25 protein-coding genes and 2 pseudogenes are annotated in these 24,738 nt (G+C 74.4%); 15 read left to right on the top strand and 12 right to left on the bottom strand.

Features of this window, described 5'->3' with window-relative positions:
- The first annotated feature begins 107 nt into the window (after positions 1 to 107).
- The gene (locus tag IO39_RS34480) at positions 108 to 893 is read left to right on the top strand and encodes a hypothetical protein (RefSeq protein WP_052423732.1); all 786 of its coding nucleotides are present in this window, start codon (positions 108 to 110) and stop codon (positions 891 to 893) included.
- A 127-nt stretch (positions 894 to 1,020) separates the two neighbouring features.
- Here IO39_RS34480 and IO39_RS34475 read toward each other — a convergent pair whose 3' ends face one another.
- Entirely contained in the window at positions 1,021 to 1,632 is a 612-nt protein-coding gene (locus IO39_RS34475) for a TetR/AcrR family transcriptional regulator (protein WP_043632318.1), read from the bottom strand.
- 97 nt (positions 1,633 to 1,729) lie between these two features.
- Between IO39_RS34475 and IO39_RS34470 the strand changes: the two genes are divergently transcribed.
- Positions 1,730 to 3,232, top strand: a complete 1,503-nt coding sequence (locus IO39_RS34470) for a carboxylesterase/lipase family protein (protein ID WP_211267266.1) — start codon at positions 1,730 to 1,732, stop codon at positions 3,230 to 3,232.
- A 312-nt stretch (positions 3,233 to 3,544) separates the two neighbouring features.
- On the opposite strand, the gene IO39_RS34465 is transcribed toward IO39_RS34470, so the two are convergent.
- Positions 3,545 to 5,017, bottom strand: coding sequence for an MFS transporter (locus IO39_RS34465; RefSeq protein ID WP_211267265.1), 1,473 nt, complete (start codon positions 5,015 to 5,017; stop codon positions 3,545 to 3,547).
- A gap of 141 nt (positions 5,018 to 5,158) precedes the next feature.
- Between IO39_RS34465 and IO39_RS34460 the strand changes: the two genes are divergently transcribed.
- Positions 5,159 to 5,560: an ArsR/SmtB family transcription factor gene (locus IO39_RS34460; protein ID WP_052423731.1), complete on the top strand. Its 402-nt coding sequence runs from the start codon at positions 5,159 to 5,161 to the stop codon at positions 5,558 to 5,560.
- A gap of 2 nt (positions 5,561 to 5,562) precedes the next feature.
- Complete coding sequence (locus IO39_RS34455) at positions 5,563 to 6,360, top strand: endonuclease/exonuclease/phosphatase family protein (protein WP_043632314.1); 798 nt, start codon at positions 5,563 to 5,565, stop codon at positions 6,358 to 6,360.
- 51 nt (positions 6,361 to 6,411) lie between these two features.
- Here IO39_RS34455 and IO39_RS34450 read toward each other — a convergent pair whose 3' ends face one another.
- The 3 genes and pseudogenes from IO39_RS34450 to IO39_RS51225 all read right to left on the bottom strand — a co-directional run bounded on the left by IO39_RS34450 (position 6,412) and on the right by IO39_RS51225 (position 8,586).
- Complete coding sequence (locus tag IO39_RS34450) at positions 6,412 to 7,317, bottom strand: phosphotransferase enzyme family protein (protein ID WP_043632309.1); 906 nt, start codon at positions 7,315 to 7,317, stop codon at positions 6,412 to 6,414.
- A pseudogene (locus IO39_RS34445) lies at positions 7,314 to 7,826 on the bottom strand (thiamine pyrophosphate-binding protein); the annotation flags it as partial. The gene IO39_RS34450 and the pseudogene IO39_RS34445, both read right to left, overlap by 4 nt.
- A 289-nt stretch (positions 7,827 to 8,115) precedes the next feature.
- Positions 8,116 to 8,586, bottom strand: coding sequence for a hypothetical protein (locus tag IO39_RS51225; RefSeq protein ID WP_052423730.1), 471 nt, complete (start codon positions 8,584 to 8,586; stop codon positions 8,116 to 8,118).
- A gap of 213 nt (positions 8,587 to 8,799) precedes the next feature.
- Between IO39_RS51225 and IO39_RS34435 the strand changes: the two genes are divergently transcribed.
- A complete protein-coding gene (locus IO39_RS34435; protein ID WP_052423729.1) occupies positions 8,800 to 9,276 on the top strand; it encodes a serine hydrolase in 477 nt (158 codons plus the stop codon).
- Positions 9,277 to 9,345: 69 nt separating this feature from the next.
- Here IO39_RS34435 and IO39_RS34430 read toward each other — a convergent pair whose 3' ends face one another.
- Positions 9,346 to 10,200 carry a Rossmann-fold NAD(P)-binding domain-containing protein gene (locus tag IO39_RS34430; RefSeq protein WP_043632303.1) on the bottom strand — a complete coding sequence of 285 codons (855 nt, stop codon included), beginning with the start codon at positions 10,198 to 10,200 and terminating at the stop codon, positions 9,346 to 9,348.
- On the bottom strand, positions 10,197 to 10,640 hold the full coding sequence (locus tag IO39_RS34425) for a nuclear transport factor 2 family protein (RefSeq protein ID WP_043632300.1): 444 nt from the start codon (positions 10,638 to 10,640) through the stop codon (positions 10,197 to 10,199). The genes IO39_RS34430 and IO39_RS34425 overlap by 4 nt, the downstream gene beginning before the upstream one ends.
- Before the next feature lie 178 nt (positions 10,641 to 10,818).
- On the opposite strand from IO39_RS34425, the gene IO39_RS34420 reads away from it, so the two are divergent.
- Both IO39_RS34420 and IO39_RS34415 read left to right on the top strand, forming a co-directional pair.
- The gene (locus IO39_RS34420; protein ID WP_043632297.1) at positions 10,819 to 11,658 is read left to right on the top strand and encodes a helix-turn-helix transcriptional regulator; all 840 of its coding nucleotides are present in this window, start codon (positions 10,819 to 10,821) and stop codon (positions 11,656 to 11,658) included.
- Positions 11,655 to 12,746: a BUD32 family EKC/KEOPS complex subunit gene (locus IO39_RS34415; RefSeq protein ID WP_245642466.1), complete on the top strand. Its 1,092-nt coding sequence runs from the start codon at positions 11,655 to 11,657 to the stop codon at positions 12,744 to 12,746. Before IO39_RS34420 ends, IO39_RS34415 begins: the two co-directional genes overlap by 4 nt.
- Before the next feature lie 52 nt (positions 12,747 to 12,798).
- Here the strand turns inward: IO39_RS34415 and IO39_RS34410 are convergent, their stop codons facing one another.
- Positions 12,799 to 13,125 (bottom strand): rhodanese-like domain-containing protein, encoded by a 327-nt coding sequence (locus IO39_RS34410; RefSeq protein ID WP_043632291.1) that lies wholly within the window; start codon positions 13,123 to 13,125, stop codon positions 12,799 to 12,801.
- Positions 13,126 to 13,161: 36 nt separating this feature from the next.
- On the opposite strand from IO39_RS34410, the gene IO39_RS34405 reads away from it, so the two are divergent.
- Both IO39_RS34405 and IO39_RS34400 read left to right on the top strand, forming a co-directional pair.
- Positions 13,162 to 13,794: a TetR/AcrR family transcriptional regulator gene (locus IO39_RS34405; protein ID WP_157549253.1), complete on the top strand. Its 633-nt coding sequence runs from the start codon at positions 13,162 to 13,164 to the stop codon at positions 13,792 to 13,794.
- A 112-nt stretch (positions 13,795 to 13,906) separates the two neighbouring features.
- A complete protein-coding gene (locus IO39_RS34400; protein ID WP_052423728.1) occupies positions 13,907 to 15,031 on the top strand; it encodes a serine hydrolase domain-containing protein in 1,125 nt (374 codons plus the stop codon).
- Positions 15,032 to 15,139: 108 nt separating this feature from the next.
- Here the strand turns inward: IO39_RS34400 and IO39_RS34395 are convergent, their stop codons facing one another.
- From IO39_RS34395 to IO39_RS55140, 4 genes are all read right to left on the bottom strand, one after another.
- Positions 15,140 to 16,003, bottom strand: coding sequence for a carbon-nitrogen hydrolase family protein (locus tag IO39_RS34395; protein ID WP_052423740.1), 864 nt, complete (start codon positions 16,001 to 16,003; stop codon positions 15,140 to 15,142).
- A 43-nt stretch (positions 16,004 to 16,046) separates the two neighbouring features.
- Complete coding sequence (locus tag IO39_RS34390; protein WP_043632287.1) at positions 16,047 to 17,111, bottom strand: aminoglycoside phosphotransferase/choline kinase family protein; 1,065 nt, start codon at positions 17,109 to 17,111, stop codon at positions 16,047 to 16,049.
- Between the two features lie 51 nt (positions 17,112 to 17,162).
- A complete protein-coding gene (locus tag IO39_RS34385) occupies positions 17,163 to 17,798 on the bottom strand; it encodes a LysE family translocator (protein WP_043632284.1) in 636 nt (211 codons plus the stop codon).
- Between the two features lie 223 nt (positions 17,799 to 18,021).
- Positions 18,022 to 18,168, bottom strand: a complete 147-nt coding sequence (locus IO39_RS55140) for a hypothetical protein (protein WP_157549251.1) — start codon at positions 18,166 to 18,168, stop codon at positions 18,022 to 18,024.
- A 53-nt stretch (positions 18,169 to 18,221) separates the two neighbouring features.
- On the opposite strand from IO39_RS55140, the gene IO39_RS34380 reads away from it, so the two are divergent.
- The 6 genes and pseudogenes from IO39_RS34380 to IO39_RS34355 all read left to right on the top strand — a co-directional run bounded on the left by IO39_RS34380 (position 18,222) and on the right by IO39_RS34355 (position 24,597).
- Positions 18,222 to 19,592 (top strand): MFS transporter, encoded by a 1,371-nt coding sequence (locus IO39_RS34380; RefSeq protein ID WP_157549249.1) that lies wholly within the window; start codon positions 18,222 to 18,224, stop codon positions 19,590 to 19,592.
- Between the two features lie 106 nt (positions 19,593 to 19,698).
- Entirely contained in the window at positions 19,699 to 20,130 is a 432-nt protein-coding gene (locus IO39_RS34375) for a pyridoxamine 5'-phosphate oxidase family protein (protein ID WP_043632281.1), read from the top strand.
- A gap of 242 nt (positions 20,131 to 20,372) precedes the next feature.
- On the top strand, positions 20,373 to 21,497 hold the full coding sequence (locus tag IO39_RS34370; protein WP_052423726.1) for a LacI family DNA-binding transcriptional regulator: 1,125 nt from the start codon (positions 20,373 to 20,375) through the stop codon (positions 21,495 to 21,497).
- 91 nt (positions 21,498 to 21,588) lie between these two features.
- The gene (locus tag IO39_RS34365) at positions 21,589 to 21,810 is read left to right on the top strand and encodes an ABC transporter permease family protein (protein WP_211267264.1); all 222 of its coding nucleotides are present in this window, start codon (positions 21,589 to 21,591) and stop codon (positions 21,808 to 21,810) included.
- 165 nt (positions 21,811 to 21,975) lie between these two features.
- A pseudogene (locus IO39_RS34360) lies at positions 21,976 to 22,371 on the top strand (carbohydrate ABC transporter permease); the annotation flags it as partial.
- A gap of 33 nt (positions 22,372 to 22,404) precedes the next feature.
- Positions 22,405 to 24,597 carry a beta-galactosidase gene (locus IO39_RS34355; RefSeq protein WP_043632275.1) on the top strand — a complete coding sequence of 731 codons (2,193 nt, stop codon included), beginning with the start codon at positions 22,405 to 22,407 and terminating at the stop codon, positions 24,595 to 24,597.
- The last annotated feature ends 141 nt before the right edge of the window (positions 24,598 to 24,738 follow it).

Genomic DNA, 24,738 nt, shown 5'->3' with positions numbered 1-24,738 from the left:
GCGTACGGGGCCGAGGACGCGCGGCCGTGAGCTCCCCCGCGCGGGGGAGCCGGCCGGCCCGTGGGAGGGACGCCGGAGGCGGGCGGCCGGTCTTACCGTGGGCGGCCATGAGATCACGTACGCGGCCGGCGCTGCTGGCCGCCGGCTGGGCGGCCTCGGCCGCGCTCGTGCTGGTGGCGCCGGGGAACCTGGTCATGCGGCTGGCGTTCGGCAAGCTCGGCGATCCCGCGCTCGCCTGGCAGCTGCCCCTCGCCGCGCTGGGGCTGCTGCTCGCCCTGGCCACCCACCGCCACGGCGTGCGCACCGCCGCCCGTGCGCCCGGGCGCCGGGCGGACGGGACGGCGCGTCCCGCGCTCTGGGCCAGGTCGGCGGCCTGGGGCGCGGCCGGCGTGCCGGTGCTCGGCTTCTCGCTCCCGCACCTGCTGTGGGGGGTGGGCGTGCCGCTGGGCGTCGCCGCCGAGTCCCGTGCGGGCCTGGCGGAGCTGGGCGGCTCGCCGGTGTTCTGGGGGCTGCTCGTCGCCGGGCCGGTGCTCGGCGGGCTGCTCACGCTGGGGCTGGCCAGCCGGTGGGGGCAGGTCGTCCCGCGCTGGGTGCCGTTCGCGGCGGGGCGGCGGGTGCCGCGCGGCCTGGCCGTCGTGCCGGCGGTGGCCGTCGGCCTGCTGGTCGGCCAGTACGGCGCGATGATGACGACCTGCCTGACGTTCGGCATCACCCGCGCCTGCGCGCCCGGCGGCGGCGCCGGGATCCTCGACGGGAGCTGGGGCTTCGCGGCGACCTACCCGGTCTTCCTGGCCTGGGGGCTGTTCCTGCTCGCCGCCGCCGTCGGCTATCTCCACGCCACCCGGCGTGAGGGCGAGACCACGCCCCGCGCAGCCACGCCACGCCCCCGCTAGCGCCCTTCCGCCCGCGGCGGGCCCGGTTCGGGGACCAGCGTCGGTGCGCAGCCGCGCCGGCAGGCCGGCGAGGCGGTGAAAGGCCGCCCTGGACGTCTCCTGACCCCGAGCGCCCGGGGCCGCGCCGTCAGCCCTGGGGCCGCACGTCGGAGAACAGCCTGTCCAGGTGCAGGTCGATGGCGGCGAGCGCGTCCCGGGGCGCGATCACGTTCAGCTCGATCAGGGGGCTGAAGCCGGTGAGGGCGAGGAGCAGGTCGGTCTCGGCCGCCGGGTCGCGGTCGGCGGCGAGGTGCCCGTCGGCGATCGCCTGGCGGAGCAGCCGCTCGACCAGGGCCCGTCCCTGGACGAGGCCGCGGCGCGCCTGCTCGTGGACGGCCTCGTCGTGCAGCGCCTCCAGGACGTAGGCGGCGTTCATCCGGCTGGTGGCGCGGGCGTCGGCGTGCAGCGGGAGCATTTCCGCGAGCGTCAGCCGCAGCACGTCACGCGGGTGCGGGCGGTCTCCGAGCCGCTCCAGCCCCCGCTCGACGCGCAGCGCGGTCTGCTCGGACGCGAAGTCCATGGCGAAGGAGAGCATGGCGGCCCGGGAGGCGAAGTAGTGCTGCAGCTGCCCGAGCGAGATGCCCGCCTCCTGCGCCACCACGCGCATCGTCAGGTGCGTGACGCCGCGCCGCTCGACCACCCGCCACAGCGCGCGGGCGATCGCCTCGCGCCGTCCGCGATGGTCCACCTGTTTCGGCATCGCCGGCCTCTCCCCCGTCTCTCGGAGCCTTTCCCATACAGTTGACATAATACACCTGACCTATAACCTTGGCTCCACTCCAGGAAGGGACGGTGTCATGCCTGAACGACTGCCGGAACGGCCGAGCGTGCGCACCACGGAAGGGATGGTGCAGGGGCGCCGGCGGCGCGGCCACGCGGTGTTCCGCGGCATCCCCTACGCGCAGCCGCCGGTGGGAGCGCTGCGCTTCGCCGCGCCCGCCCCGCCGCTCCCCTGGGAGGGGACGCGGCAGGCGGCGGAGTTCGGCCCCGTGGTGCCGCTGTCCCTGCCGATCGACGTGCCCCCGCAGGGCGCCGACTGGCTGACGCTCAACGTCGGCACTCCGGATCCCGGCGCGGCGGGACTGCCGGTGCTGGTGTGGATCCCCGTGGGCGGCTACCTCGCGGCGGCGTCGAGCGACCCCATGTTCGACCCGGCGGCGCTGGCCGAGGCGGGACTCGTCGTGGTGACCATCAACTGCCGCGTGGGCGCGGAGGGTTTCGCGTTCCTCGACGACGTGCCGCCCAACCGCGGATTCCTCGACCAGATCGCGGCGCTGGAGTGGGTGCAGCGCAACATCGCCGCCTTCGGAGGCGACCCCGGCCAGGTCACCGTGGCCGGGGTGTCCGCCGGGGCAGGGTCGGTCGCCGCCCTCCTGACGATGAAGGCGGCGCGCGGCCTGTTCCGGCGGGCCATCGCCCACTCGGTGCCGGGGCTGCACAGCACGCCCGCGCTGGCCCGGCAGGTCACCGCCGCGTTCGCGGAGCGGCTCGGCGCGGGGGCTCCCACCGCCGCCGCCTGGCGCGACATCGACCCCTGGCACCTGGCCGCCGAGCTCACCTCCTTCAACGCCGGCCTCCACGCGCACCGGGAGAGCTGGGGACGTCTCACGGAGGCCGGCACCGCGCTGTGCCCCGTCGTCGACGGCGAGGTCCTCCCGGAAACGCCCTGGCCCGCGCTGACCGGCGCGCGCGCGAGCGGGACCGAACTGCTCGTCGGCCACACCCGGGACGAATTCCGATACTTCAGCGTCATGAGCGGACGGTACGGCACCTTCACCGAGGAGGACGCCCACGCGGCCCTGGAGCTGCTGGCCCCGCGGCCGGACGGCGCGCGGGCCTACCGTGCCGCGTTCCCGCAGGCGGGCCCGGAGGAGCTGGTGGAGACGGTGTACTCCGACGCCCTCTTCCGCATGCCGTCACAGAAGCTGGCCGAGGCGAACGCCGCAGCCGGCGGCACCTCCTACCTGTTCGAACTGTGCTGGGCCGCCCCGGCCCTCGGCGGCATCCTGGGCGCCTGCCACAGCCTCGACGTGCCCCTGGCGTTCGGCACGCTGGACAGCCCCGTCGGCACCCGGCTCATCGGCGAGGAGCCCACTCCCGAGGCCGTCGCGCTCTCCCGCGAGCTCCAGGAGGCATGGGTCCGCTTCGTCACCACCGGCGACGCGGGCTGGCCCGCCCACCGGCCCGGCGAGCGGCTCACCCGGGTCCTGGACGCCGGCTCGGAGACCGTGCCCTACCCCGAGGACGCCTCCCGCCGGATCTGGGCAGGCCACTCCCCCGCCCCCTTCGACCTGCCGTAGCGGCGGGCCGGCACCCGCCCACCGGTCAGGACCAGTCGTCGAGGTCTTCCCAGAGCAGCCGGCGGTGCTTGGTGAACAGCCAGTCGTGGGTGAGCCGCTCCCGGGTCAGGTGCTCGCAGAGCGCCGGCGCGAAGGCCCGGAACGCGACGACCTCGCCGGTGCCGAATCCGCCGCTCGCCGGCCGGCCGTCTCGGAAGACGTGGCGTCGATCATCGTACGGGACAGCGTCGGGGCGCCGGGCCGGGCCGATCAGTGGCCGTCGGCGGCAGGAGCCGGCCGGGCCGGGTCCTGCCGCCGATCGGCTCGGGCCGGTCAGCCGGTGACAGCGGGGGAGGTGTCGGCCGGCGTGGCGCCGGAGGGCTCCCGGCGGGGGCGCGGCAGGGCGAGCGTGACGAGCAGGCCGACGATCATCGCGGCCGCGGTGAGCAGGACGACGAGGAACTCCCCTTCCGCCGTGGCGGCGCGCAGCGCCTGGCCGGTCTTGCCGGCGGTGCCGACGTCGGCGATGACGGTGAAGACGGCCAGGCCGATGGCGTTGCCGAGGTTGAGCGCGGTGGAGGCGATGCCGTTGGCGACGCCCTGCTCGTGGGCGGCTGTGCCGGTGGCGGCGGCGATCCACATGGCGGTCCAGACGACGCCCTGCCCCAGGCCCGAGACGATGAGGCCGGGCACCAGCAGGCCGTAGCCGGCCCCGACGTCGAAGCCGAGCGCCAGCACGGCGGTGCCGGGCACGCCGACGGCGAAGCCGATGAGCAGGGTGGCGCGGGTGCCGAGGCGGGTGGCCAGGCGTTCACCGGCCTGGGTGCCGGCGGCGATGGCCAGCGAGGGGACGAGGAAGGCCAGCCCGCTCTGCAGCGCGCTGTAGCCGTGCACGCTCTGCAGCAGCACGGTGAGGAAGTAGGGCAGGACGCCGAAGGTGGCCATGTAGACGAAGGTGACCAGCATGCCGACGGTCAGGTGGCGGTTGCGGAAGAGCCGGAACGGCATGAGCGGGTCGGCGCTGCGCGCCTCGACCAGCGCGAAGATCACCAGCAGGACGGCGGCCAGCACGAAGGCGCCGATCACCAGCGGGCTGCCCCAGCCCAGCTCGGGCCCTTCGACCAGGGCGAAGACCAGCAGGGTCGATCCGCCGGTGACGCTCAGCGCGCCCGGCACGTCGAACCTGCGCCGCTCCCGCCGGGCCGGGTCGCGCGGGATGACGGCCAGCGCGGCCAGCGCGACCAGCCCGGCCAGCGGGACGTTGACGTAGAAGACGGCGGGCCAGCCGAAGTTCTCCGTGAGCAGGCCGCCGAGCAGCGCGCCGATGGTCAGCCCGCTCGCCCCGGCGCCGCCCCAGACCGCCAGCGCCCGGTTGCGCTGCGGACCTTGCGGAAACAGGCTGTTGAGCAGGGCCAGCGTGGCAGGCAGCAGCAGCGCCCCGCCGATTCCCTGGACGGCACGGGCCACGATGATCAGGACGGGGCCGTCGGCCAGGCCGCCGGCCAGCGAGGAGACGGCGTACAGGGTCAGGGCGAGCACGAAGACGCGGCGGCGGCCGAGCAGGTCGGCCGCCCGGCCGCCGAACAGCAGGAAGCCGCCGGCGAAGACGACGTAGGCGCTGACCACGAGCTGCTGGGTCTGGCCGGGGAAGCCCAGGTCGGCGCCGATCTGCGGCAGCGCGACGAACACGATGTTGAGGTCGAGCGCGTAGATGAGCTGGGCCAGGGCGAGCAGCGCCAGGGTCCAGCCGAGTCGCGGCGCTGCCCCCGCCGCGGACGGCGCGGGCAGCGTGGATGGTGCGGACATGGAAACGCCCTTCGGAGGAGGGAGACGGGTGGCGGGCATGCGGCGGCCCGCCCCCACAGGACGACTGTACGAGTATTCACGTACGATCGAACTATGCCACATCGGGAGACGATCGTTCGACCTTCGCAGTACAGTGGGACCATGGCCTTCCGTCATCCAGACCGCGACCAGATCCGGGTCGAAGACGTGCTCTCGGCGCTCGGGAACGGCGTGCGCCTGGCCGCCGTACGCGTGCTCGACGCGGGCGGCGAGCACAACTGCACCAGCGTCCTCAACACGCTGGGCATCACCGCGAAGTCGACCATGACCCATCACTGGCGGGTGCTGCGCGACAGCGGCGTCATCTGGCAACAGCCCTCGGGCCGGGAGAATCTGCTCGTCCTGCGGCGCGAGGATCTGGACGCCCGCTATCCCGGGCTGCTCGACGCCATCCTGTCCGGCGCCGCCGCTGACGCCGCCCTCGACCAAGCCGCCCCCGGCCAAGCCGCCCTCGACCAAGCCGCCCCCGGCGAGGCGGCCCCGGGCCGGGCTCAGGGCTCGTAGCCGTGCGGATCATCTCTCTCAACGCCTGGGGTGGCGCGATGTTCGATGAGCTCGCCCCCTGGCTCGACGAGTGCGACGCCGACGTGCTGTGCCTGCAGGAGGTGACGCGCACCCCGGGCGGCGGCGGGTGGACGCGCTTCGACGACGCCGAGCGGTCACTGCCGCAGCGGGCCGACCTGCTGGCCGACGTCCGCGCCCGCCTCCCCCGCCACCTCGGCCTGTTCACCGCGAGCGACTCGGGGCCGGTCCTGGACCACGGCCACGGCACGCGCCGGCAGGACTTCGGGCTGGCCACCTTCGTCGCCGAGACGTACCCGATCGCCGGCCTGCGCTCGGCGTTCGTCCACGGCGGCTACACCGAGCACCAGGAGGCATGGCCGGCGGACGGGCGGCCCCGCGCCGCCCTGGCCGTACGGACCTACGACCACCGGGCGCGGCGGTTCGTCACCGTCGTCAATCTCCACGGCCTGCGGGACTCGCGGGGCAAGGCCGACACCCCGGCGCGCCGCGCCCAGGCGGACCGGCTCGCGGACCTCGTCAAAGGCGTGCGCGAGGACGGCGACCTGACGGTGGTGTGCGGCGACTTCAACGTGCTGCCGGGCAGCGAGACGTTCCGCGTCCTGGCCGGGCTCGGCCTGACCGACCTGGTGGGCGACGCCGACACCAGGACCTCCCGCTATCCCAGGCCCGTACGCCATGCCAGCTACCTGCTCGTCTCCGACCCGGCCGCCGTCCGGCGGTTCGAGATCGCGACCGCGCCCGAGGTGTCCGACCACCGTGCCTTGATACTCGACCTCTGACAGCCTCCATTCCCATCCCCTGGGCCGCTCTCCTGACGGCCGCCGGGCGCGCTACGCGCTCGCGCGGGACCGGGACGGGCGCAGCCGGTGGAACAGCTCCACCCGGGCGCGATGGTAATCGAGGTCCTCCTCGTCGTGCGTCACCCCGGAGCGGACGGCCTTGTGGAAGTAGGCGTACTCCCTGCGGAGCTTGTGCCTGACGAGCTGGGCGAGCGACTCCTCGTCCAGCCGCGCCGCCGTGCCGCCCGCCTCGTGGTACGCGGCCAGGAACTCCTGGCTCGGCCCGGCCAGCTCGTCGCCCCATTCCAGGGCGGCGGCGGCCAGCTCCAGCTCGGGGGCGCCGACGAGGGCCTCGTCCCAGTCGAGCACCGCCACGATCCGGCCGTCCCTGGCCAGGGTGTTGCCGGGGTAGAAGTCGCCGTGCAGGGGGTGGCGCGCGGGGTGCGCGGCGTGGAAGGCGGCCAGCCAGCGGTCCAGGTCGGGGTCGTCCAGCTCGGCGGCGTCGCGGGGCGGATCGCCGTACAGGCCGGTCTCCTGGAAGGCGGGCACCGGGCGCGGGCCGGGGCGGAAGCCGGCCAGGGCCCGGTGCAGCCCGGCGAGCAGCCGGGCGCCGGCGTCGCGCTGGGCCGGAACGGCGGAGTCCGGCCAGGCGCCCTCGACGTACGGCCAGCAGGAGATCGGGCGGCCGCCGACGACGACGACCGTCGCTCCTTCGGGGGTCGGCAGCGGGGCGACCGCCTCGGGGAGGCTCGCGGCGGCGTGCCGGGCGATCGCGTGGCACCACTCCGACTCGGCGGCGGGGCGCCCCGCCGGGCCCACGCGGACGACGTGCCCGCCGAGGCGGTAGGCGGCTGACTCCTCCCCGCCGTGCAGCCTCTCCCCCTCTCCCGTGACACCCCAGGTCAGGGCCGCGGCTTCGCGGATCTCACGGGTGAGGGGCGTCTTGACGTAGATCATCCCGCCAGCCTACGCGCCCGCGCCGGGCGGCGGACTCCTCGAAGCCGGCGCCGGCCCGGCCGGACGCCACTCCGGCGGCCTGGAGCATCACCCGCGACCCCCAGGAGCTGACCGTCCCGGCGTCGCCGGTGAGGATCGCGCCGGTGGAACGCGGCGCGCACGGCCCGGTCGGTCAGCGCGACCGCGTGCGCCGGCCCCATCACGCGCTCGCTGAACACGCACGCCGGCTCCAGCACCCGGGCGCTGTCGATGTCCTGGAGGAAGTGCGTGCCGACCAGGTCGTGGTAGGTCATGCCGGTGATGGCCAGCACGGGCGCGCCGTCGATCCTGCCGTCGTACAGGCCGTTCATCAGGTGCAGCGCGCCCGGGCCCGGGGTGGCCACGCAGGCCGCGGGCCGGCCGGTGAACCTGGCGTGGCCCACCGCCGCCAGTGCGGCGTGCTCCTCGTGCCGTACGTGCACGAACCGCAGCTCCGGGTGGGTGCGCAGGGCCTCGAAGAAGCCGTTGACGGCGTCGCCGGTGCGGGTCTTGGCCGGGTGCGGGCGGAAGCCGCAGCCTCGCGCCGCTGGCCTTCGGCGTGGCCGTGCAGGGGCCGCCGCAGCGCGCGGACGCGCCGGGCCCGGCCGGTGGTCGTCTGGGTGCCGGTGCTCTTCGCCGCCGTGGCCGGCATGCTGATCAACCTGGGCGGCGACTCGGTGCGCGCCGCCGCCCGGTACACGGCTCTTCGGCCTCGCCCTCTCACCCGCCGCTCACGACAGGGAGCCCTCATGACCGACGCCCGGAAGCGCCCGGCGGTGGTCAGCCGCAGGCGCCCCAGGACTTCCAGGCGGACTTGGCGGCCTCGGCGCCGCGTCCCTTGCCGTGGATCGTCCCCATGTACTTGACGCAGCGGCCCTTGCCGTAGGTCTTCACCGGTCCCAGGTAGTGCTTGACGCTCCGGCCCTCGTTCTCGCCGCTCGCGCGGGAGCGGGGGCCCCGCGTCTGCGTCGTGATCGTGGCCATGACGAAGGTGGGGGTGCCGACGTTCGAGGTCTTGATCGTGGTCACGCAGGCGGCGCCGGTCCTGCGGTTGTAGAGCAGGTAGACGTGGCCCAGGACGCGCTTGCCCGGGGTCTGCACGGCCTGCTTGCTCTGGGGGACCCGGGCGAAGCCGGAACCGCACACCCGCTCCGGGGTGACGGCGGCGGCGGCCGCGTACGCGGGGGCGGCCATGACCCCTCCGATGGACAGCGCCGTGGCGAGGAGGACCGTCGTCGTTGACGCGCGCATGCAGCCAGCCTTTCGCAACCGTCTCCCATCGGCCGGGAGACCCGATGGCTGATCATCTTGCCGGATGTTCTCGCGCGGAATGACCGAAAGGACGAATTCGGGGGCATCCGGGGGCGGATGGTAGTGCCAGCTGTACCGAGAGACTCCAGCCCGCGGGATCGAGGCGGCGATCTTCCCGGGGACATGCTGTGAGGGTCAGGACCGACCCCGCCCATGAGGAACCCTTATGATCAAGCTCCGCCCGACCGCCCTGCTCGCGCTCAGCGCCCTCGCCCTCGGCGCCGCCCTGACCCGGGCGGGCCGTGGATCGACGTCACCGCCTTCGACCCGTCCTCCGGCTGGGCCGCCGGGCAGCTGATCGGCACCCCCGGCGACCTCAACCGTTTCCTGGTCGCGCTGCTGAACGGCCGGCTGCTCGAACCCGCGCAGCTCGCGGAGATGAAGAAGACCGTCGCCGCGCCGAAGATGGACACGGTCGGCGGCTCGCGCTACGGCCTGGGGCTGGCCACGTTCAGGCTGAGCTGTGGCGGCTTCGCCTGGACCCACGGCGGCGACGCCCCCGGCTACAGCACGCGCAACGCCGTGGCCAAGGACGGCAGGGCGGCCGCCGTCGCCGTCACCGGCGGGCCCCGCACCATGAAGGCGGCCGCCAACGTGGAAAAGGCCCTCGACACCGCCCTGTGCGACTGAGACCGCCGAGCCTGCGGGAGACCGGGGCGCGGGCCCGGTCCGCGCCCGGCTCGGCCGGATGAGCGCGTCTCACGCCCCGGGCGTCCACGCGGTCGCGTGGTCGCGGACGAACGCGGCGAAGCTGCGGGGCGGGCGGCCGGTCAGGTCCAGGACATCGGTGCTGACCTGGTCCTGCAGCCCGGCGGCGAGGCCGGCGTCCACGGCGGCGAGGGCGTCCGCGAGCGCGGCCGGCAGCCCGGCGGCCCGGTGGCCGGCCGCCACTTCGGCGGGCTCGATGGGCTCCACCCGGACCGGCCGGCCGGTCTCGGCGGTGATGATCGCCGCCGCCTCCCCGTAACTGAGCGCCTTCGGCCCGGTGAGCAGGTAGTCACGCCGGTCATGGGGGTGGCCGTCCGGGCCGGCCAGGAGCGCGGCCGCGGCAGCGGCGATGTCCCGGGCGTCGATCCAGCCCAGCCGGCCCGCGCCGGCGGCGGTGCGGATCTCGCCGTGCCGCCGGATCCCGTCGCCCACGGGGTGGGGGCTCAGGAAGTTCTGCATGAACCCGGACGGGCGCAGGACGACCCAGCCGGGGCGGGCCCGCACCCGCGCGGCCAGCTCCAGCGCGCCGGGCGCGTCCGGCAGCACGACGGCGGAGCCGAGCAGCACCACCCGGCGCACGCCGAGGCGTTCCGCCTCGTCCAGGAACGGCCCGACCTGGGGCATGGGGTCCACGGTGAGCGGTGGGGGCACCAGGTAGACCCGGTCCATCCCGCGCAGCGCGGCCGGGTGGGTGGCGGGGTCGTCCCAGTCGAACCGGACCGCGCCGGGATCGCCGGCCGGCGGCTTGCGGCCGGCCACCCGGACCGGCACCCCGCCGCCGCGCAGCAGCTCCGCCAGCACGCTTCCGGTCTTGCCGGTGCCGCCGGTGACCAGCACGCCGGTCATCGCGCGTCCTGCGTGCGCAGCTCGCCGAGCAGCTCGGGCAGCCCGCCGCCGGCCGCGGCGGCGGCCAGCGGGTTCCAGTAGTCCCGGTAGTGCGTGATCAGGCCGTCCCTGGTGGCGATCACCGTGACGTAGTCCAGCCGGTACGGCTCCCCGGTGCGCACCGTGCGCCCCTCGGCGGTGAACTCCACCACGATGGTGTCCGGCCGGCGGGTGTGGTGCACGGTGACGGACGGGATGGCGCGCACGTCCATGCGCTCCGGATAGCCGGCCAGGTAGGCGCGGACGGCCTCCCGCCCGGTCAGCCGGGTGGGCGAGGAGCCCTCGGCGAACGGGAACTCGGCGGTGCCGTCCTGCGCGAACAGGTCGGCGATGGCGTCCATGTCCTTGGCCAGCAGCAGGTCCAGCAGCCGGCGGAACGTCTCCTCGGGGGTGCGTGGCACCGTGGTCCTCCAATGTGTCGCGGGAATGACCACCCCAGAGTGGGCGCACCCGCCACGCCCGCGGAACGGCCGGGTGAGCCCCGGACCGCCGATCCGTGGACAAGACGCGGGGCGGGCCGATAAGCCCCGGACCACCCGTCCGTGGCTGGGGCGGGCGCGGGCGTGCCAAGCTGGTCCGATGAGCAAGCGTGAACTGGGCGACTTCCTGCGCCGCCGGCGGGAAGCGCTGCGTCCTGAGCAGGTGCACGGCGTCCATCCGCCCGGGCGGCGGGCCCGGCGCACGCCGGGGCTGCGCCGGGAAGAGGTGGCGGCGCTGGCCGGGGTGTCCACCAGCTACTACGAGCGGATGGAGCAGGCCCGCGGGCCGCGCCCGTCGCCGGAGGTGCTGGCCGCGCTGGCCACGGCGCTGCGGCTCACCGGCGCCGAGCGCGAGCACCTGGCCCGGCTGGCCGGCCAGGTCCCGGCCGCCCCGGAGGCCGCAGGCGCGCCGGTGCCCGAGGAGGTCCGGCGCTTGCCGCACCGGCTCGGGCCGGTCCCCGCGTACGTGGTGGACGCGCGGGAGGACATCGTGGCCTGGAACGACGCGGCGGCCGCCCTGATCACCGACTTCGCGCGGCTGCCCGCCGGGGAGCGCAACACGCTGCGGCTGTCCCTGCGGCTGCGGGGCACCCTCTGCTCGGCGCCGGCCGGCGCGGAGGGCGCGTTCGACCGGCAGGCCGCCGCCGCGCTGCGGACGACCAGCGCCCGCCATCCGGGCGACCGCGCGCTCGGCGAGCTGGTGAACGAGCTCGCGGCACACAGCCCCGACTTCGCCGCCGGCTGGCGCAGCCACGACGTCCGCCCCCGGCCGGCGCTGCGCAAGCGGCTGCGCCACCCCGAGCTGGGCGAGCTGGACCTGGAGCGCCAGACGCTCCTGCTGCCCGGCACCGACCTGCGGCTCGTGATGTACACCGCGGACCCCGGCAGCCCGAGCGCCGCCGCGCTCGCCCGGCTGGCCGGTCCGGGCGCGGCGTCATGACCCCGCGACCGGACATGTCCCACGACGCGCGGGTCCGCAGGCACGGCGAGGTCGCCGGCGCGCTGGCGTCGTACAGTGATCGGCGGCTCGGCGAGGCGCTGGAGCGGGCGCCGGCGCTGGGGACGGGGATCGGCGGCGCCTCGGCGCTGCTGACCGTCGGGGGCGTGCCGGTCTTCGCCAAGCGCATCCCGCTGACCGACCTGGAGCGGCGCGCGGACAACGTGCGGTCCACGGCCAACCTGTTCGGATTGCCGCCCTTCTGCCAGTACGGGCTCGCCGCCATCGGCTCCCCCGGCCTCGGCGCCTGGCGCGAGGTCGCGGCCTGCGTCATGACGACCGGCTGGGTCCTGGCCGGGCGCAGCGCGGCCTTTCCGCTGCTGTACCACTGGCGGGTGCTGCCGGGGGCGCCGCCGCCCGTCAGCGCGCGCGCCGACGTCGAGGCGGCCGTGCGCTACTGGGACGGCTCACCGGCGGTGCGCGATCGCCTCCACGCCCTCGCCCGCGCCTCGGCCGGCGTGGTGCTGTTCCAGGAGTTCATCCCCACCACCCTCGACGACTGGCTCGCCACCCGGCTCGCCGCCGGCCCCGAGGCCGCCACGCGGGCGGCCGCCATGGTCGAGTCGTGCCTGCTCACCGACGTGGCCTTCATGAACGGCCAGGGGCTGACGCACTTCGACGGCCACTTCGGCAACATCCTCACCGACGGCGAGCGCCTCTACCTCACCGACTTCGGGCTGGCGACCTCCTCCCGGTTCGACCTGTCCGGGGAGGAGATCGAGTTCCTGCGGCGCAACCGCACCCATGATCTCGGTTACGCGCTGATGCGGCTGGTCAACTGGCTCGTCATCCATCTGTGCGGGGTGGGGACACCGCCCGACGGCATACCCCGGCCACGTAATGACTACATCCGCGCGTGCGCGGACGGCGCCGAGCCCGCCGGCGCCCCGCCGGCCGCCGCCGCGATGATCCGCCGCTACGCGCCCGCCGCGGCGGCCATGAACGATTTCTACTGGGACCTGTACGGCACCAGCAGGACCACGCCGTATCCGGGCGAGCGGCTCGAACGCGCGATGAGCGCCATGCGCTGATCCCGCCGGACGCGGTGGCCCGGCCGGGGCGGTGGCCCGGCCGGGCCGCCCGTCAGACGCGCGCGCCGGACTCGACCGGCAGGCCGGCCGCCACCCAGTCCTCGATGCCCTCGACGTACCGGCGCACGTTCGTGTAGCCGAGGGCGGTCAGGCGGGCGGCCACCGCCTTGCTGTTGTTGCAGGCCGGGTTGCTGCAGTAGGTGACGACGGCGGCGTCCTTGTCGGGCAGCAGCTCGGCCGCGCGCTCGGCGACCTCGCTCTCGACCAGCGGGAGCGCGCCGGGCAGGTGCTGCTGCTCGTAGTACATGCCGCCGAGCGTGTCGAGCACGACGACGCTGCCGAGAGCGGCGCGCAGCTCGTCCCTGGTGATCGTGGTCATTGTCACTCCTGAGTTAAATGGACTACAGTCCGGTTTGTGGATAGCTCGAAAACTAACGGACCGCAGTCCGCTTCGTCAAGCGAGCCGCTCGAACTGCTGCGCGCCCGCCCCGCCAAGGAGCGCGCGGACGCCGCCCGCAACAGGGAGAAGGTGCTGGCCGCCGCGGCGCGGCTGTTCGCCGACAAGGGCGTGGAAGCAGTCTCGATGGACGCGATAGCCGCGGCGGCGGGGGTCGGGAAAGGCACGCTGTTCCGCCGGTTCGGGGACAAGTCCGGGCTCGCGGTGGCCCTGCTGGACGCCCGGGAGTACGAGCTCCAGGAGCGCGTCCTGTCAGGCCCTCCGCCCCTGGGCCCCGGCGCGCCCGCCGCCGCCCGGCTCTCGGCGTTCATGGACGCCTACCTGACCTACCTCTTCGCCCACCTGGACCTGGTCAGGATGTCGGAGACGGCCAGCCCCGGCGCCCGCTACCGCATCGGCGCCTACCGCTTCTGGCACCGTCACGTGTCGATCCTGCTGGCCGAATGCCGTCCCGGCGCGGACGCCGACCCGCTGGCTCACGCCCTCCTCGCGGCGGTGAGCGCGGAGACGGCGGGCGTCGTCCGGCAGGAGCACGGGGACGAGCGGGCCAGGCAGGCGATCATGACCCTGGCCGCCGCCCTGGCCTCCTAGGCGCGGCGGCGCGGAGAGCCGTGGACCTCGGCGCCGGCCGACTCACCCCTTCCGCGATATACCCATAGGGGGTATATTTCGGGAAAGAGTCGACGCACGGGAGGCGTACAGCATGGGTGACGCATCCGAGAGGTCCGATGGGGCGCAGGTCGAAGGGTTCGTGGCCGAGGGCTACGACAAGGTGCGCGAGGTCTTCCAGAGGCTCCTCCACGACGGCAGGGAGACCGGGGCGGGAGTGTCGGTCTGGCGGGACGGGCGCGAGGTCGTCCGGCTGAGCGGAGGATGGGCCGACGCCGGGCGGCGCCGCCCCTGGCGGGCCGGCACCCTGGTCCAGCCGTACTCGTTGTCGAAGTCGTTCGTGACGCTGGGCGCCCTGGTGGCGGTGCGCGACGGGGCGCTGGCGCTCGACGAGCCGGTGGCCGGGCACTGGCCCGGATACGGCGTCAGGGGCAAGGAGCGCACGACGTTGCGCCAGGTCCTGACGCACCGGGCGGGACAGCCGAGGTTCCCGGCGGAGGCGGCCGGCCTGGATCTGCTGGACGACGCCGGGCTGCGCGAGAGCCTGGCGGAGGCGGCGCCGGAGTACGTTCCCGGGACGTCGCTCGGGGAGCACGCGCTGACCTACGGGCACCTGGTGGACGGCATCCTGCGCGCGTCCGCCGGCACCACGCTCGGGGAGCTGTTCAACGAGGTCGTCCGGCCCGCGCTGGGCCTGGACGCCTGGTTCGGGGTGCCGGACGAGGAGCTGGGGCGGGTCGCCGACCTGGAGTACGCCGACCCCGCCTGGCCGCGCCTGCTGCACGCCGCGCCGTGGCTGCGGATCCCGGACGGGACCCTGGACGTCGAGCGGGCCAACTCCCGGGCGTGGCGGCAGTCGGTCTTCGGCGCGGTCAACCTGCACACCACGGCCACGGCGATGGCGCGCTTCTTCGCCGAGCTGACCGCCGCGGACGGTCCCGTACGCGCCCTGCTGGGGCCGGAGCTGCACGCCGACCTGCTCGCCCCGCAGGTCACGGACTTCGACGAGGTCTTCGGGACCAGGATCACCTGGACGCTGGGCTTCGTACGGGACCACGGCAAGATCGCCAAGGGCGGGATCGGCGGCTCGGCCGCCTGGTGGTCGCGCCGGCACCACCACGGCTGCGCCTACCTGACCCGCCGGCTGGACGACCACTCCAGGGCCGCGGAGATCGCCGCCGCCCTCGGCGACGACCTGGCGGTCGTGGGCGAGGACTGACGGGGGCCCCGCCCGCCGCCCCGGCTCTCACAGGCGGCCCCGCCCGGCGGCCTGCGGAAACAGCTCCTGCCGAAAGGTGTCCGGGGCGCCCGCGCGGCCGGGAGCGGATCAGGTGAGCCGGTGCCGGGCGCGCGGGCGAGCCGTGGTGTCGCGCAGGTCTCGCAGCATCGGTTCGGCGTCGCGGACGGCGAGCAGGACCTGCGGGTCGAGGTCCGCGGTGATCAGCTCGGGCTGATCGGGACCCGCCTCGGCGAGCGGCCGCCCGTCCGGGCCCCAGACGGCGCTGGAGCCGCAGGCGTTCCAGCCCCCGGTGGTGCCGATGTGGTTGGCCAGCACGGCATAGCAGGTGTTGTCCAGGGCGCGTGCCGGGAACCAGGTGCGCGACTCGTGGTAGCCGTTGCCGACGCTGAACAGGCCGCCGACGACATAGGCGTGGCAGCCGTCCAGCGCCGCCGCGCGGGCGTGCTCGGGGAAGCCGGAGTCGTAGCAGATGCCCAGCCCCAGGCGCCAGCCGCCGAGTTCGAGGGTGCACCCGGCCGCGCCCGCGCGATAGATCTTGCGTTCCGACTTGAACAGGTGCTGCTTGTCGTAGCGGGTGACGAGCTCCCCGTTCGCGCCCATGACGAGCGCCGAGACGTACAGATCGTCCTGATCCTGGAACGCGGCGCCGACGAGGGCGGCCGTGCCGGTCTCCCGGCACGCGCCGGCGATGGGGGCCAGTCGCGGGTCGTCCGGCTGTACGGCGCAGCGCCGCGGGTCGGCCTGGATGAGATCGGGCTCGTAGCCGCTGAGGAACTTCTCCGGGAAGACCACGAGCCGGGCCCCGGCCCGGGCGGCCTCCCGGACCATGCCGGCCACGGTGGCCGCGTTGGCCTCGATGTCACCGGCCTGCGCCTGAGCCTGGGCGGCGGCTATGCGGATCGGGTGGGAGGGGAGCGGCTGAACGCCCGGCCGGCCTGCCTGCACTGTCATGATCTTCATCGTAGCGCCGCGCGCCCCGCGCCTCCGGCGGGCGTCAGGCGAGGGCGTCCGACAGGCGGCGGGCTTCGTCGGCCCACCGGGCGAGGAACATCATGGCGGCGCCGCGCTCCCGGAACAGGCGGGCGGCCTCGACGGGCGCCCGGCCCCCGTACCCCTGGGGTTGCCGGTCGATCTGCTGCATCATGCGTGGCACCAGCCAGTCGTACTTGACCGCGGAGGCGCAGACGGCCAGCCGCACCAGGCGCTCGTCCCCGCGCCACCCGGCCTCCCGCAGGCCGCGCACGTACCCGCCGAAGACGGCCGCGTCCAGGTCGGGCAGCCGCGCGGCCGGCACGTACAGGTCGAAGACGCTGTCGGGGATGTAGTTGCCGACGTCCTCGCCCAGCGCGCCGTCGCCGGCGAACGCCCAGTCGATCAGCACGCTCCGGCCGTCCACGTCGAGCGCGTTGCTGGGCCACAGGTCGAGGTGGCACAACGCGCGGGGCAGCGACTCCAGGAGGGTCAGCAGCCACGCGCGGTCGCGGTGCAGGCGCAGCAGCTCCGCGCGCAGGCCGGGCGGGAAGGTCTCGCCGATGAGCGGGTGCCGCCAGGCGGAGTCGTCCTCCAGCAGCTCGTACGGCACGCGCTTGGAGTCCACGTAGTCCCGCAGGAACGAGCGGCTCGTCCAGGGACGCTCCACCTGCCCCGCGCCGCCCTGGGCCAGGCCGAGCTGGTGGCCGAGCAGGCCGTGGCGGTCGATGGACCAGGCGGTGGCGGGCCGCCCGGCCACGTCCTCGAGCCAGAGCGCGAGGTCGCCGTCGTCGCGCTCGACCAGCTTCAGCAGGCGGGGTGCGCGTACGCCGGCGCCCGCCCACACCGCCGGCAGGTCGGTGGCGTAGACGTCGGCCTCCCGGCGCCAGTAGTTCCAGTGCCGCGGATCGGTGCTGCTCTCCCATCCCGTGTGCGCGTTCTTCCGCCTGGTCAGCACCTTGAGCAGGGCCGAGCGACGCTCCGTGCGGACCCGCCAGATGCCCGCCGTCACGCCGTTCATGGCGTTGTGCGTCAGCGCCTCCACCTCGGTGGCCGGGGCGCCGAGCACCGCGACGATCTCTTCCTCCACGCCCGTGACCTTAGCGGAGCGGGACCGGCCCGCATCACGACGCCGGCCGGCTCAGTCCTTGTGACCGGTGAAGGCGACGGAGATGCCCAGGCCGATCATCGCCAGGCCACCCGCGCCCCCGACCGTGGCCATCCGGCGCGGCGAGCCGCCGAACCAGGCCCGGGCCCCGCTCGCCACCAGGCCCCATCCCGCGTCACACGCGAGAGCGATCACCGTGAAGACGAGCCCGAGCACCATCATCTGCACCGGGACGGCCCCGGCAGAGCGGTCGACGAACTGGGGCAGCACGGCGCCGAAGAAGAGCAGGGTCTTGGGGTTGGTCACGCTGACCACGAAACCGTCACGCAACGCCCGCCATCCGTCCGCGCTCCCGGAAACGACCTGGAGCTCGGCCTTCTCGCCGCGCTGCCGGAAGGCCCGGACACCCAGATAGACCAGGTAGGCGGCACCGGCGAGCTTCAGCACCGTGAACGCCACGACCGAGCGCTCCACGACCGCTCCCACCCCCAGGGCCACCGCGGCGGCCACGAGCACGGCGGCCAGGCCGTTGCCCAGCACCGACAGCAACGCGACACGCCGCCCGTGGGCCAGTGCCCGGCCGATCACGAACAGCACGCTCGGCCCCGGGATGAGGATGATGGCGGTGGCGGCCGCCGTGAACGCCAGAAGATTGTCGACAGGTACCATAGGCGTACATTAGCCACCCCGCTCTGACCGGGGCCCCGGCCCGCCACGATGCGGGTGCCCCGCCGGGCGGACCCCGGGGAGAGGTCCCCGCGGCGGTCACAGCGGTCTCAGCGCGCCATGGCGCCGGGGGCGCGGGTGCGGACGATGCCCGTCACCACGGATTCCAGGCGTTGCCGGTCGCCGGGGCCGATCTCCCCGATCAGTTCCCCGATCAGTTCCCCGATCAGTTCCCCGATCCGCGCGGAGTCGGCTCGAACTCCTTGCCGACCTCGGCCTGGACCCGGCTTACCAGATGCGAGAGCCGTAGCGGCGCGGTGGCCAGCGCGGTGTCCTCCATGTCCGCATCCTGGTTGACACTAGTTCGCTGCACGAATAGTTTGCTTCGCGCCACGTACTATTCGTATAGCGAACTAAGGTGAGCCGGTGAAGAGTGCCAACGCGACGTTGTTCGCCCTTGTCGCCTCCGTCTTCAGCTACGCGCTCATGCAGACGATGGTCGTCCCCGCGGTCGGCCTGCTGCAGCGCGAGCTCGACACCACGCCCGGCTGGGCGTCGTGGATCATCAGCGGGTTCCTGCTGTCCAGCGCCGTGCTGACCCCGCTGCTCGGCCGGATGGGCGACCTGTACGGCAAGCGCCGGGTGCTGCTCGCCGTACTGGTCACCTACCTCGTCGGCATGGCCGGCGCCACGGCCGCGCAGGACATCGGGCAGCTGGTCGCGGCCAGGGTCGTGCAGGGCGCGGCGCTCGCGCTGGTGCCGCTGTCCATGGCCATCCTGCGTGAGACGATGCCGCGCGAGCGGATGGCGTTCGCGTTCGGGCTGATCTCGGGGATCGTCGGCGCGGGCGCCGGGGCCGGGCTGGTGGTCGGCGGGCTGCTCGCCGACCACCTGTCCTGGCGCTGGCTGTTCGCGTTCGGCGCGCTGCTCGCCCTGGTCAGCCTGCTGCTGGCGGCCCGGGCCGTGCCGGCCGGCACGCACACCGCGCGGGGCCGGCTCGACATCCCCGGCGCCGTCCTGCTCGGCGCCGGGCTGGTCGCCCTGCTGCTGGCGCTCACCCAGGGCCGGGGCTGGACCGCGGTCGCGCTCGGGGCGGCCGCGGCGATCCTGTTCGCCGCCCTCCTCCTGGTCGAGCGGCGCAGGGACGACGCGCTGATCGACGTGAAGGAGCTGGCCGACCGGCCGATGCTGGCCACGCACGCGCTGGCGTTCCTCTTCGGCGTCACGTCATACGTCTTCTACCTGGCCCTGCCCGCCTACGCCCAGCTGGAGCCGGGGGCGAACGGGATCGGCTTCGGCGCCACCGTCACCGTGTCGGGCCTGCTGATGCTGCCGGGCGCCCTCGTCCTGCTGCCCACCGGCACGGCGGCGGGCAGGCTCGCCGAGCGGTTCGGCCCGCGCTGGCCGGCGGTCCTCGGGTTCGCGGTGGCCGTGGCGGGTTCGGCACTGCTCGCCCTGGCCCACGCCTCGATGTGGCAGCACCTGGTCTTCTACACCGTGGTGGGCGCGGGCTCGGGCCTGGTCATGGCCGCGCTGCCGAAGCTGATCGGCGACCTGGTCCCGCTCGCCAGGACCGGGGTGGCCAACGGGCTCAACAACATCGCCCGCACGGTCGGCGGCGTGGTGGGCAGCGGCCTGGCCGGCACCGTCCTGGCCGGCGGCTACACCGGCGCGGCCTTCACCACCCTGTTCTGGCTGGCCACCGTGACCGGCGTGCTCGGCCTCGCGGCCGCCCCCTTCGCGGTACGGCGCGCATCCGGCGAGAAGCCCGAACGCGCCCAGCAGGCGAGAGCCTGACCCACCCCAGATTGTCTGCAACAAAACTATCTGCTACGGTCCTTGCTTAGTGAAGCGCATCCCGTGGCACGCGCTCCCCGGTGCCGCACCGTTCGATGGAGAGAGCATGAGCGAGAACCAGTCGGGCCCCGCCCCTCGGCCGCTGAGCGAGGAGGAGCTGCTGAAGCTGCTCGACGGGCAGCAGTTCGGCGTGCTGGCGACGGTCCGGCGCACCGGTCACCCCGCGCTGTCCACGGTCCTGTACCGGTGGGACCCGGCCGCGCGGGTCATCAGGATCTCCACGACGGCCGACCGGCTCAAGGCACGCCAGGTGCGCAACGATCCGCACGTCGCCCTGCACGTACACGGCCCCGACGTCTGGTCGTTCGCCGTGGCCGAGGGCGAGGCCGAGGTGTCCGACGCCGCCGACGAGCTGCTGGCCTTCGCGGGCGAGCAGCCGGACACCGCCGCCTTCCTGGAGCAGCAGGCCCGGGAACGCCGCGCGATCATCAGGATCAGGGTGTCCCGCCTGTACGGAACCGCCTTGGACCTCCCCTAGACAGACCCCGACCGCCGGCTTCCGGTGGGCGCCGTCCGGCGAGAACACGTCACGGATGTGTTACGAGCCGTTGACGGCGCCCTCTTCGTTGCGTAGACATGACTGCGCAGACAGACTGCGCAGACATGACAGCTCTTCCCATGGCGGTGCCGCTCCGGCGGCATGACAGGACGGGCTGTTATGACTGCGCAGACAGAGATCTTTTCTCGATAGACTCGGCGCGAACGGCCACGGGGGAGACCATGACACGACTGGTGAAAGGGCCCGGCGACGCCCGGCTGCCCCGCAGTGTCGACGTGGCCCGCCTCGCCGGGGTGTCACAGAAGACGGTGTCGCGGGTGCTCAACAACGAGCCCTACGTCTCCGCCGAGGCGCGCCGGCGCGTGCTCGCCGCGGCCGACCAGCTCGGCTACCGGCTGAACAACGCGGCCCGCGCGCTGGCCTCCGGCCGGACCCGGTCCATCGGCGTGGTGTCGCTCGGCACCGCGCTGTTCGGGCCGGCCTCGCTGCTGATCGGGGTCGAGCGCGCCGTCCGGGACGCCGGCTACGCGCTCCGGGTGGTCAACACCCTGGAGGGCGATGCCCGGGGCGTCGCCGGTGCGGTGGAGTCGCTGCTGGAGCAGGGCGTGGACGGCATCGTCATCTCCGAGCCGATCGACGAGCAGACCGGGCCCGTCCGGGTGGACGTGCCCGTGCTCGTCCTCGGCGCGCCCTCCTCCTTCGCCGCCCCGCGGGTGGTCACCACCGGGGTCAGCACCGAACTGCTGGCACGCGTGGCCACCGAGCACCTGCTGGATCTGGGGCACGCGACCGTCCACCACGTCGCCGGGCCGCAACGCTGGTTCGCCGCGCGGGAGCGCCTGGAGGGCTGGCAGGCGGCGTTACGGGCCCGCGGGCTGCGCGAACCGTCCGTCCTGCGCGGCGACTGGTCGGCCGCCTCCGGCTACGCGGCGGGCCGTGAGCTGGCGGGCCGTGAGCCGGGGGGCCGTGAGCCGGGGGGCCGTGAGCCGGGGGGCCGTGAGCCGGGGGGTGACGCGGTGACCGCCGTGTTCGCCGCCAACGACGACATGGCCATCGGCGTGATCCGCGCGCTGGTGGAGGCCGGCCGGCGCGTCCCCGAGGACGTCAGCGTGGTCGGATTCGACGACATCCCCGTCGCCGCGTACGTCACCCCTCCCCTGACCACGGTGCGCCAGCCGTTCGACGCCGTGGCGCGGGAGGGGATCAAGCTCCTCGTGCAGACCATCGAGCAGCCCGACGCCGACCTGCCCGCGGCGGCCGGCCAACCGGTCGAGCTCGTCGTCCGCAGCTCGACCGCGCCTCCGCCCTGGACGACCCCAGGCCCCGCGCGCACCACCTCGGGCTGACCCGCCCCGATCACCCCGACGGCCGCCGGCCGGCGTGCCCGTCCGGCCACCGCGGCGCAGCGTTCTCCCACCCCTGGCCCTGGTCTTCTCCGTGATCGGCAGCTTCCAGCTGTTCAACGAGCCGAACCTGCTGCAACGCCTGGCCCCCGACGTCATCGACAGCGCCTACACCGCCAACCTCTACTCCTACTCCCTGGCCTTCACCAGCCAGCAGATCAACTACGCCGCCGCGGTCTCGTTCCTGCTGGGGCTGGTCATCGTGATCGTCTCCTACGCCGTCCTGCTCACCGCCAACCGCAGGAGGACGCCGTGACCGCCCCGGCCCGGGCCGCCCGCCTCAGGAGGACCCCGTGACCACCCCGGCCCAGGCCGTCTCCCGAGCCCCGGCAGGGCGGCGCCGGCTCCGGCCGCCGGCCCGGCGGCACAGCACCCCGCTGACCATCGCCATGCTGGCCGCGCTGGCCTACTTCCTGCTGCCGCTGTTCTGGCTCGTGGTCGCCTCGACGCCGTGCCCGACGCCATCCTGGAGGCCGCCCGCATCGACGGGGCGGGCGAGGCGGCGATCTTCTTCAGGATCGTGTTGCGGCTGCTCGCGCCGGGCCTGGTCACCGTCGTGCTCTTCACGCTGGTCGCCACCTGGAACAACTATTTCCTGCCGCTCATCATGCTCAACGACCCGGACCTGTATCCCAGCACGGTCGGCCTCGCCTCCTGGGCGTCGCAGGCCGTCGGCGGCGGCGCCGGCGCCGACAGCGACCTGCTCGCGCTCGTCGTGACCGGCTCCCTGCTGTCCGTCGTGCCCCTCATGGTGGCCTTCCTCCTCCTGCAGCGCTACTGGCAGAGCGGTCTGACCAGCGGCGGCGTCAAGCAGTAGGTCATTCACCCAACCCCTCCGGAGGTTTCTCATATGGCGGATCTTCCCGCCCGTGTCCTGTTCGGCGCCGCTTACTACCACGAGTACGAGCCCGCGTACGACCCCGCGCGCCGGCCGGACGAGCGGCTCAAGACCGACCTCGACCTGATGGCCGGCGCGCGCTTCACCGTCATCCGGGTCGGCGAGTCGGTCTGGTCCACCTGGGAGCCGGACAACGGCCGCTTCGACCTCGACTGGCTGCAGCCGGTGCTCGACGGCGCCCATGAACGCGGCATCTCCGTCATCCTGGGCACCCCGACCTACGCGGTGCCGCCGTGGCTGGCCCGGCTGTACCCGGAGATCACCGGTGAGACCGCCACCGGGCGGCGCATCGGCTGGGGCGCCCGCCAGGAGGCCGACTTCACCCATCCGGCCTTCCGCTTCCACGCCGAGCGCGTCATCCGCGCCATCACCGCCCGGTACGCCGGCCACCCCGCGGTCATCGGCTTCCAGGTGGACAACGAGCCCGGCCTGCACCTGCTGCACAACCGGGGCGTCTTCCAGCGCTTCGTCGACCATCTGCGCGAGCGGTACGGCGACGTGGAGACCCTGAACCGCGAGTGGGGCCTGGTCTACTGGTCGCACCGCCTGTCCACCTGGGCCGACCTGTGGACGCCCGACGGCAACGCCCAGCCGCAGTACGACCTGGCATGGCGGCGGTTCCAGGCGGAGCAGGTCACCGAGTTCATCGGCTGGCAGGCCGGCATCGTGCGCGAGTACGCCCGCCCCGGGCAGTTCGTCACCACCTGCATCTCCTACACCCGGCAGGGCGTGCAGGACGACCGGCTCGCCGAACGGCTCGACGTGGCGGCGGGCAACCCGTACTACGACATGCAGGACGGCCTGGCGCTCCCCGACCGCACGCCCGGCGAGCACGAGCAGCGGTGGAAGACCACCGGCGTGTGGGCGATGTACCGGACCGCGGACTGGATGTTCGCCTCCCGGCAGGCGCCGTTCCTGGTCACCGAGACCAACGCGGGCTCCATCGGCTTCGCCTGGGACAACCGCCCCGCCTACGACGGCCAGTGGCGGCAGGCGGCCTGGGCCCACGTGGCGCGCGGCGCCCGCATGATCGAGTACTGGCAGTGGCAGACCCTGCGTTTCGGGGCCGAGACGTACTGGGGCGGCGTGCTGCCGCACAGCGGGCTGCCCGGCCGGACGTACGCGGAGCTGGCCCGGCTGGGCGCCGAGTTCGAGACCGCGGGCGCGCTGGTGGCCGGGCTGGCGCCGGAGGCCGATCTCACCCTGGTCTACTCGACGCCGAGCAAGTGGCTCATGCAGGGGCACCCGCCGCTGGCGACCGCCGGCGGCGATCCCGACCCCGCCTCCTACCACCGCATCTTCGACCCCTTCTACCGGGGCGCCTTCGACGCCGGCCGCCAGGTGCGCATCGTGCACGACGGGCAGCTGCACCGGATGACGGCCGAGGAGGCCGCACGCCGCCATCCCGTGCTCGTCGCCGCGGCGCTCTACGTCGCCGACGACGCGACCGTCGACTGGCTCGCCGCCTACGCGCACGCGGGCGGCCACCTGGTCCTCGGCCCGCGCACCGGCTACGCCGACCACGAGGCCCGCGCCCGGCACGAGCCGGCGCCCGCGCGGCTGACCGGCGCGGCGGGCGTGCGTTACGACGAGTTCAGCAACCTCACCCACGACCTGCCGGTACGCGCCGCGCCCGGCGGCGGACTCGACGGCGGACTCGACGGCGGGCTCGGCGGCGGGCTCGCGGGCACGCCCGGCGGCCGGCTCGAACTGCCGGACGGCGCGACCGCGACGCACTGGATCGACGGTCTCACCGTCGTCGACGCCGACGTGCTGGCCACCTACGACCACCCGCACTTCGGCCGCTGGCCGGCGGTCACCACCCGCCGCCACGGCGCGGGCCGCGTCACCTGCGTCGGCACCGTGCCCGGCCGCGTCCTCGCCCGCGCGCTGGCCGGCTGGCTCGCGCCCGCCCCGGTCTCCGGCTGGCGCGACCTGCCCGCGTCCGTCACCGCGACCACCGGCACCTCCCCGGACGGGCGCCGCGTGCACGTGGTGCACAACTGGAGCTGGGAACCGGCCCGTGCAGAGGTTCCCGCCGATCTGGCCGACGTCCTCGACGGCACGCCCCTTCCCGCGGGAACGGCGCTGGATCTCGGCCCCTGGGACGTGCGGGTGCTCGTGACCACCACAGCTCTCCGATGAAGACGCCCGCCGGGTCCTGGCCCCATGGTCCAGGACCCGGCAGCATGCCCAACGTCGTGCCCACCACCGACGGCCGCTGGATGATGACCTACGAATACTTCGGCGGCGGCGACAACGTCCGCTACAAGATCTCCACCAACC

Source organism: Nonomuraea candida, assembly GCF_000725485.1.
Lineage (GTDB): Bacteria > Actinomycetota > Actinomycetes > Streptosporangiales > Streptosporangiaceae > Nonomuraea > Nonomuraea candida.
The sequence above is the reverse complement of the archived record's forward strand: the minus strand, read 5'-3'. Positions and strand labels throughout refer to the sequence as shown.

Excerpts from the sequence above, each read along its gene's own strand:
- IO39_RS34480 (WP_052423732.1), top strand. The coding sequence starts at position 108 with ATGAGATCACGTACGCGGCCGGCGCTGCTGGCCGCCGGCTGGGCGGCC.
- IO39_RS34475 (WP_043632318.1), bottom strand. The coding sequence starts at position 1,632 with ATGCCGAAACAGGTGGACCATCGCGGACGGCGCGAGGCGATCGCCCGC.
- IO39_RS34470 (WP_211267266.1), top strand. The coding sequence starts at position 1,730 with ATGCCTGAACGACTGCCGGAACGGCCGAGCGTGCGCACCACGGAAGGG.
- IO39_RS34465 (WP_211267265.1), bottom strand. The coding sequence starts at position 5,017 with ATGTCCGCACCATCCACGCTGCCCGCGCCGTCCGCGGCGGGGGCAGCG.
- IO39_RS34460 (WP_052423731.1), top strand. The coding sequence starts at position 5,159 with ATGGCCTTCCGTCATCCAGACCGCGACCAGATCCGGGTCGAAGACGTG.
- IO39_RS34450 (WP_043632309.1), bottom strand. The coding sequence starts at position 7,317 with ATGATCTACGTCAAGACGCCCCTCACCCGTGAGATCCGCGAAGCCGCG.
- IO39_RS51225 (WP_052423730.1), bottom strand. The coding sequence starts at position 8,586 with ATGCGCGCGTCAACGACGACGGTCCTCCTCGCCACGGCGCTGTCCATC.
- IO39_RS34435 (WP_052423729.1), top strand. The coding sequence starts at position 8,800 with ATGAGGAACCCTTATGATCAAGCTCCGCCCGACCGCCCTGCTCGCGCT.
- IO39_RS34430 (WP_043632303.1), bottom strand. The coding sequence starts at position 10,200 with ATGACCGGCGTGCTGGTCACCGGCGGCACCGGCAAGACCGGAAGCGTG.
- IO39_RS34420 (WP_043632297.1), top strand. The coding sequence starts at position 10,819 with ATGAGCAAGCGTGAACTGGGCGACTTCCTGCGCCGCCGGCGGGAAGCG.
- IO39_RS34415 (WP_245642466.1), top strand. The coding sequence starts at position 11,655 with ATGACCCCGCGACCGGACATGTCCCACGACGCGCGGGTCCGCAGGCAC.
- IO39_RS34410 (WP_043632291.1), bottom strand. The coding sequence starts at position 13,125 with ATGACCACGATCACCAGGGACGAGCTGCGCGCCGCTCTCGGCAGCGTC.
- IO39_RS34400 (WP_052423728.1), top strand. The coding sequence starts at position 13,907 with ATGGGTGACGCATCCGAGAGGTCCGATGGGGCGCAGGTCGAAGGGTTC.
- IO39_RS34395 (WP_052423740.1), bottom strand. The coding sequence starts at position 16,003 with ATGACAGTGCAGGCAGGCCGGCCGGGCGTTCAGCCGCTCCCCTCCCAC.
- IO39_RS34385 (WP_043632284.1), bottom strand. The coding sequence starts at position 17,798 with ATGGTACCTGTCGACAATCTTCTGGCGTTCACGGCGGCCGCCACCGCC.
- IO39_RS34375 (WP_043632281.1), top strand. The coding sequence starts at position 19,699 with ATGAGCGAGAACCAGTCGGGCCCCGCCCCTCGGCCGCTGAGCGAGGAG.
- IO39_RS34370 (WP_052423726.1), top strand. The coding sequence starts at position 20,373 with ATGACACGACTGGTGAAAGGGCCCGGCGACGCCCGGCTGCCCCGCAGT.
- IO39_RS34355 (WP_043632275.1), top strand. The coding sequence starts at position 22,405 with ATGGCGGATCTTCCCGCCCGTGTCCTGTTCGGCGCCGCTTACTACCAC.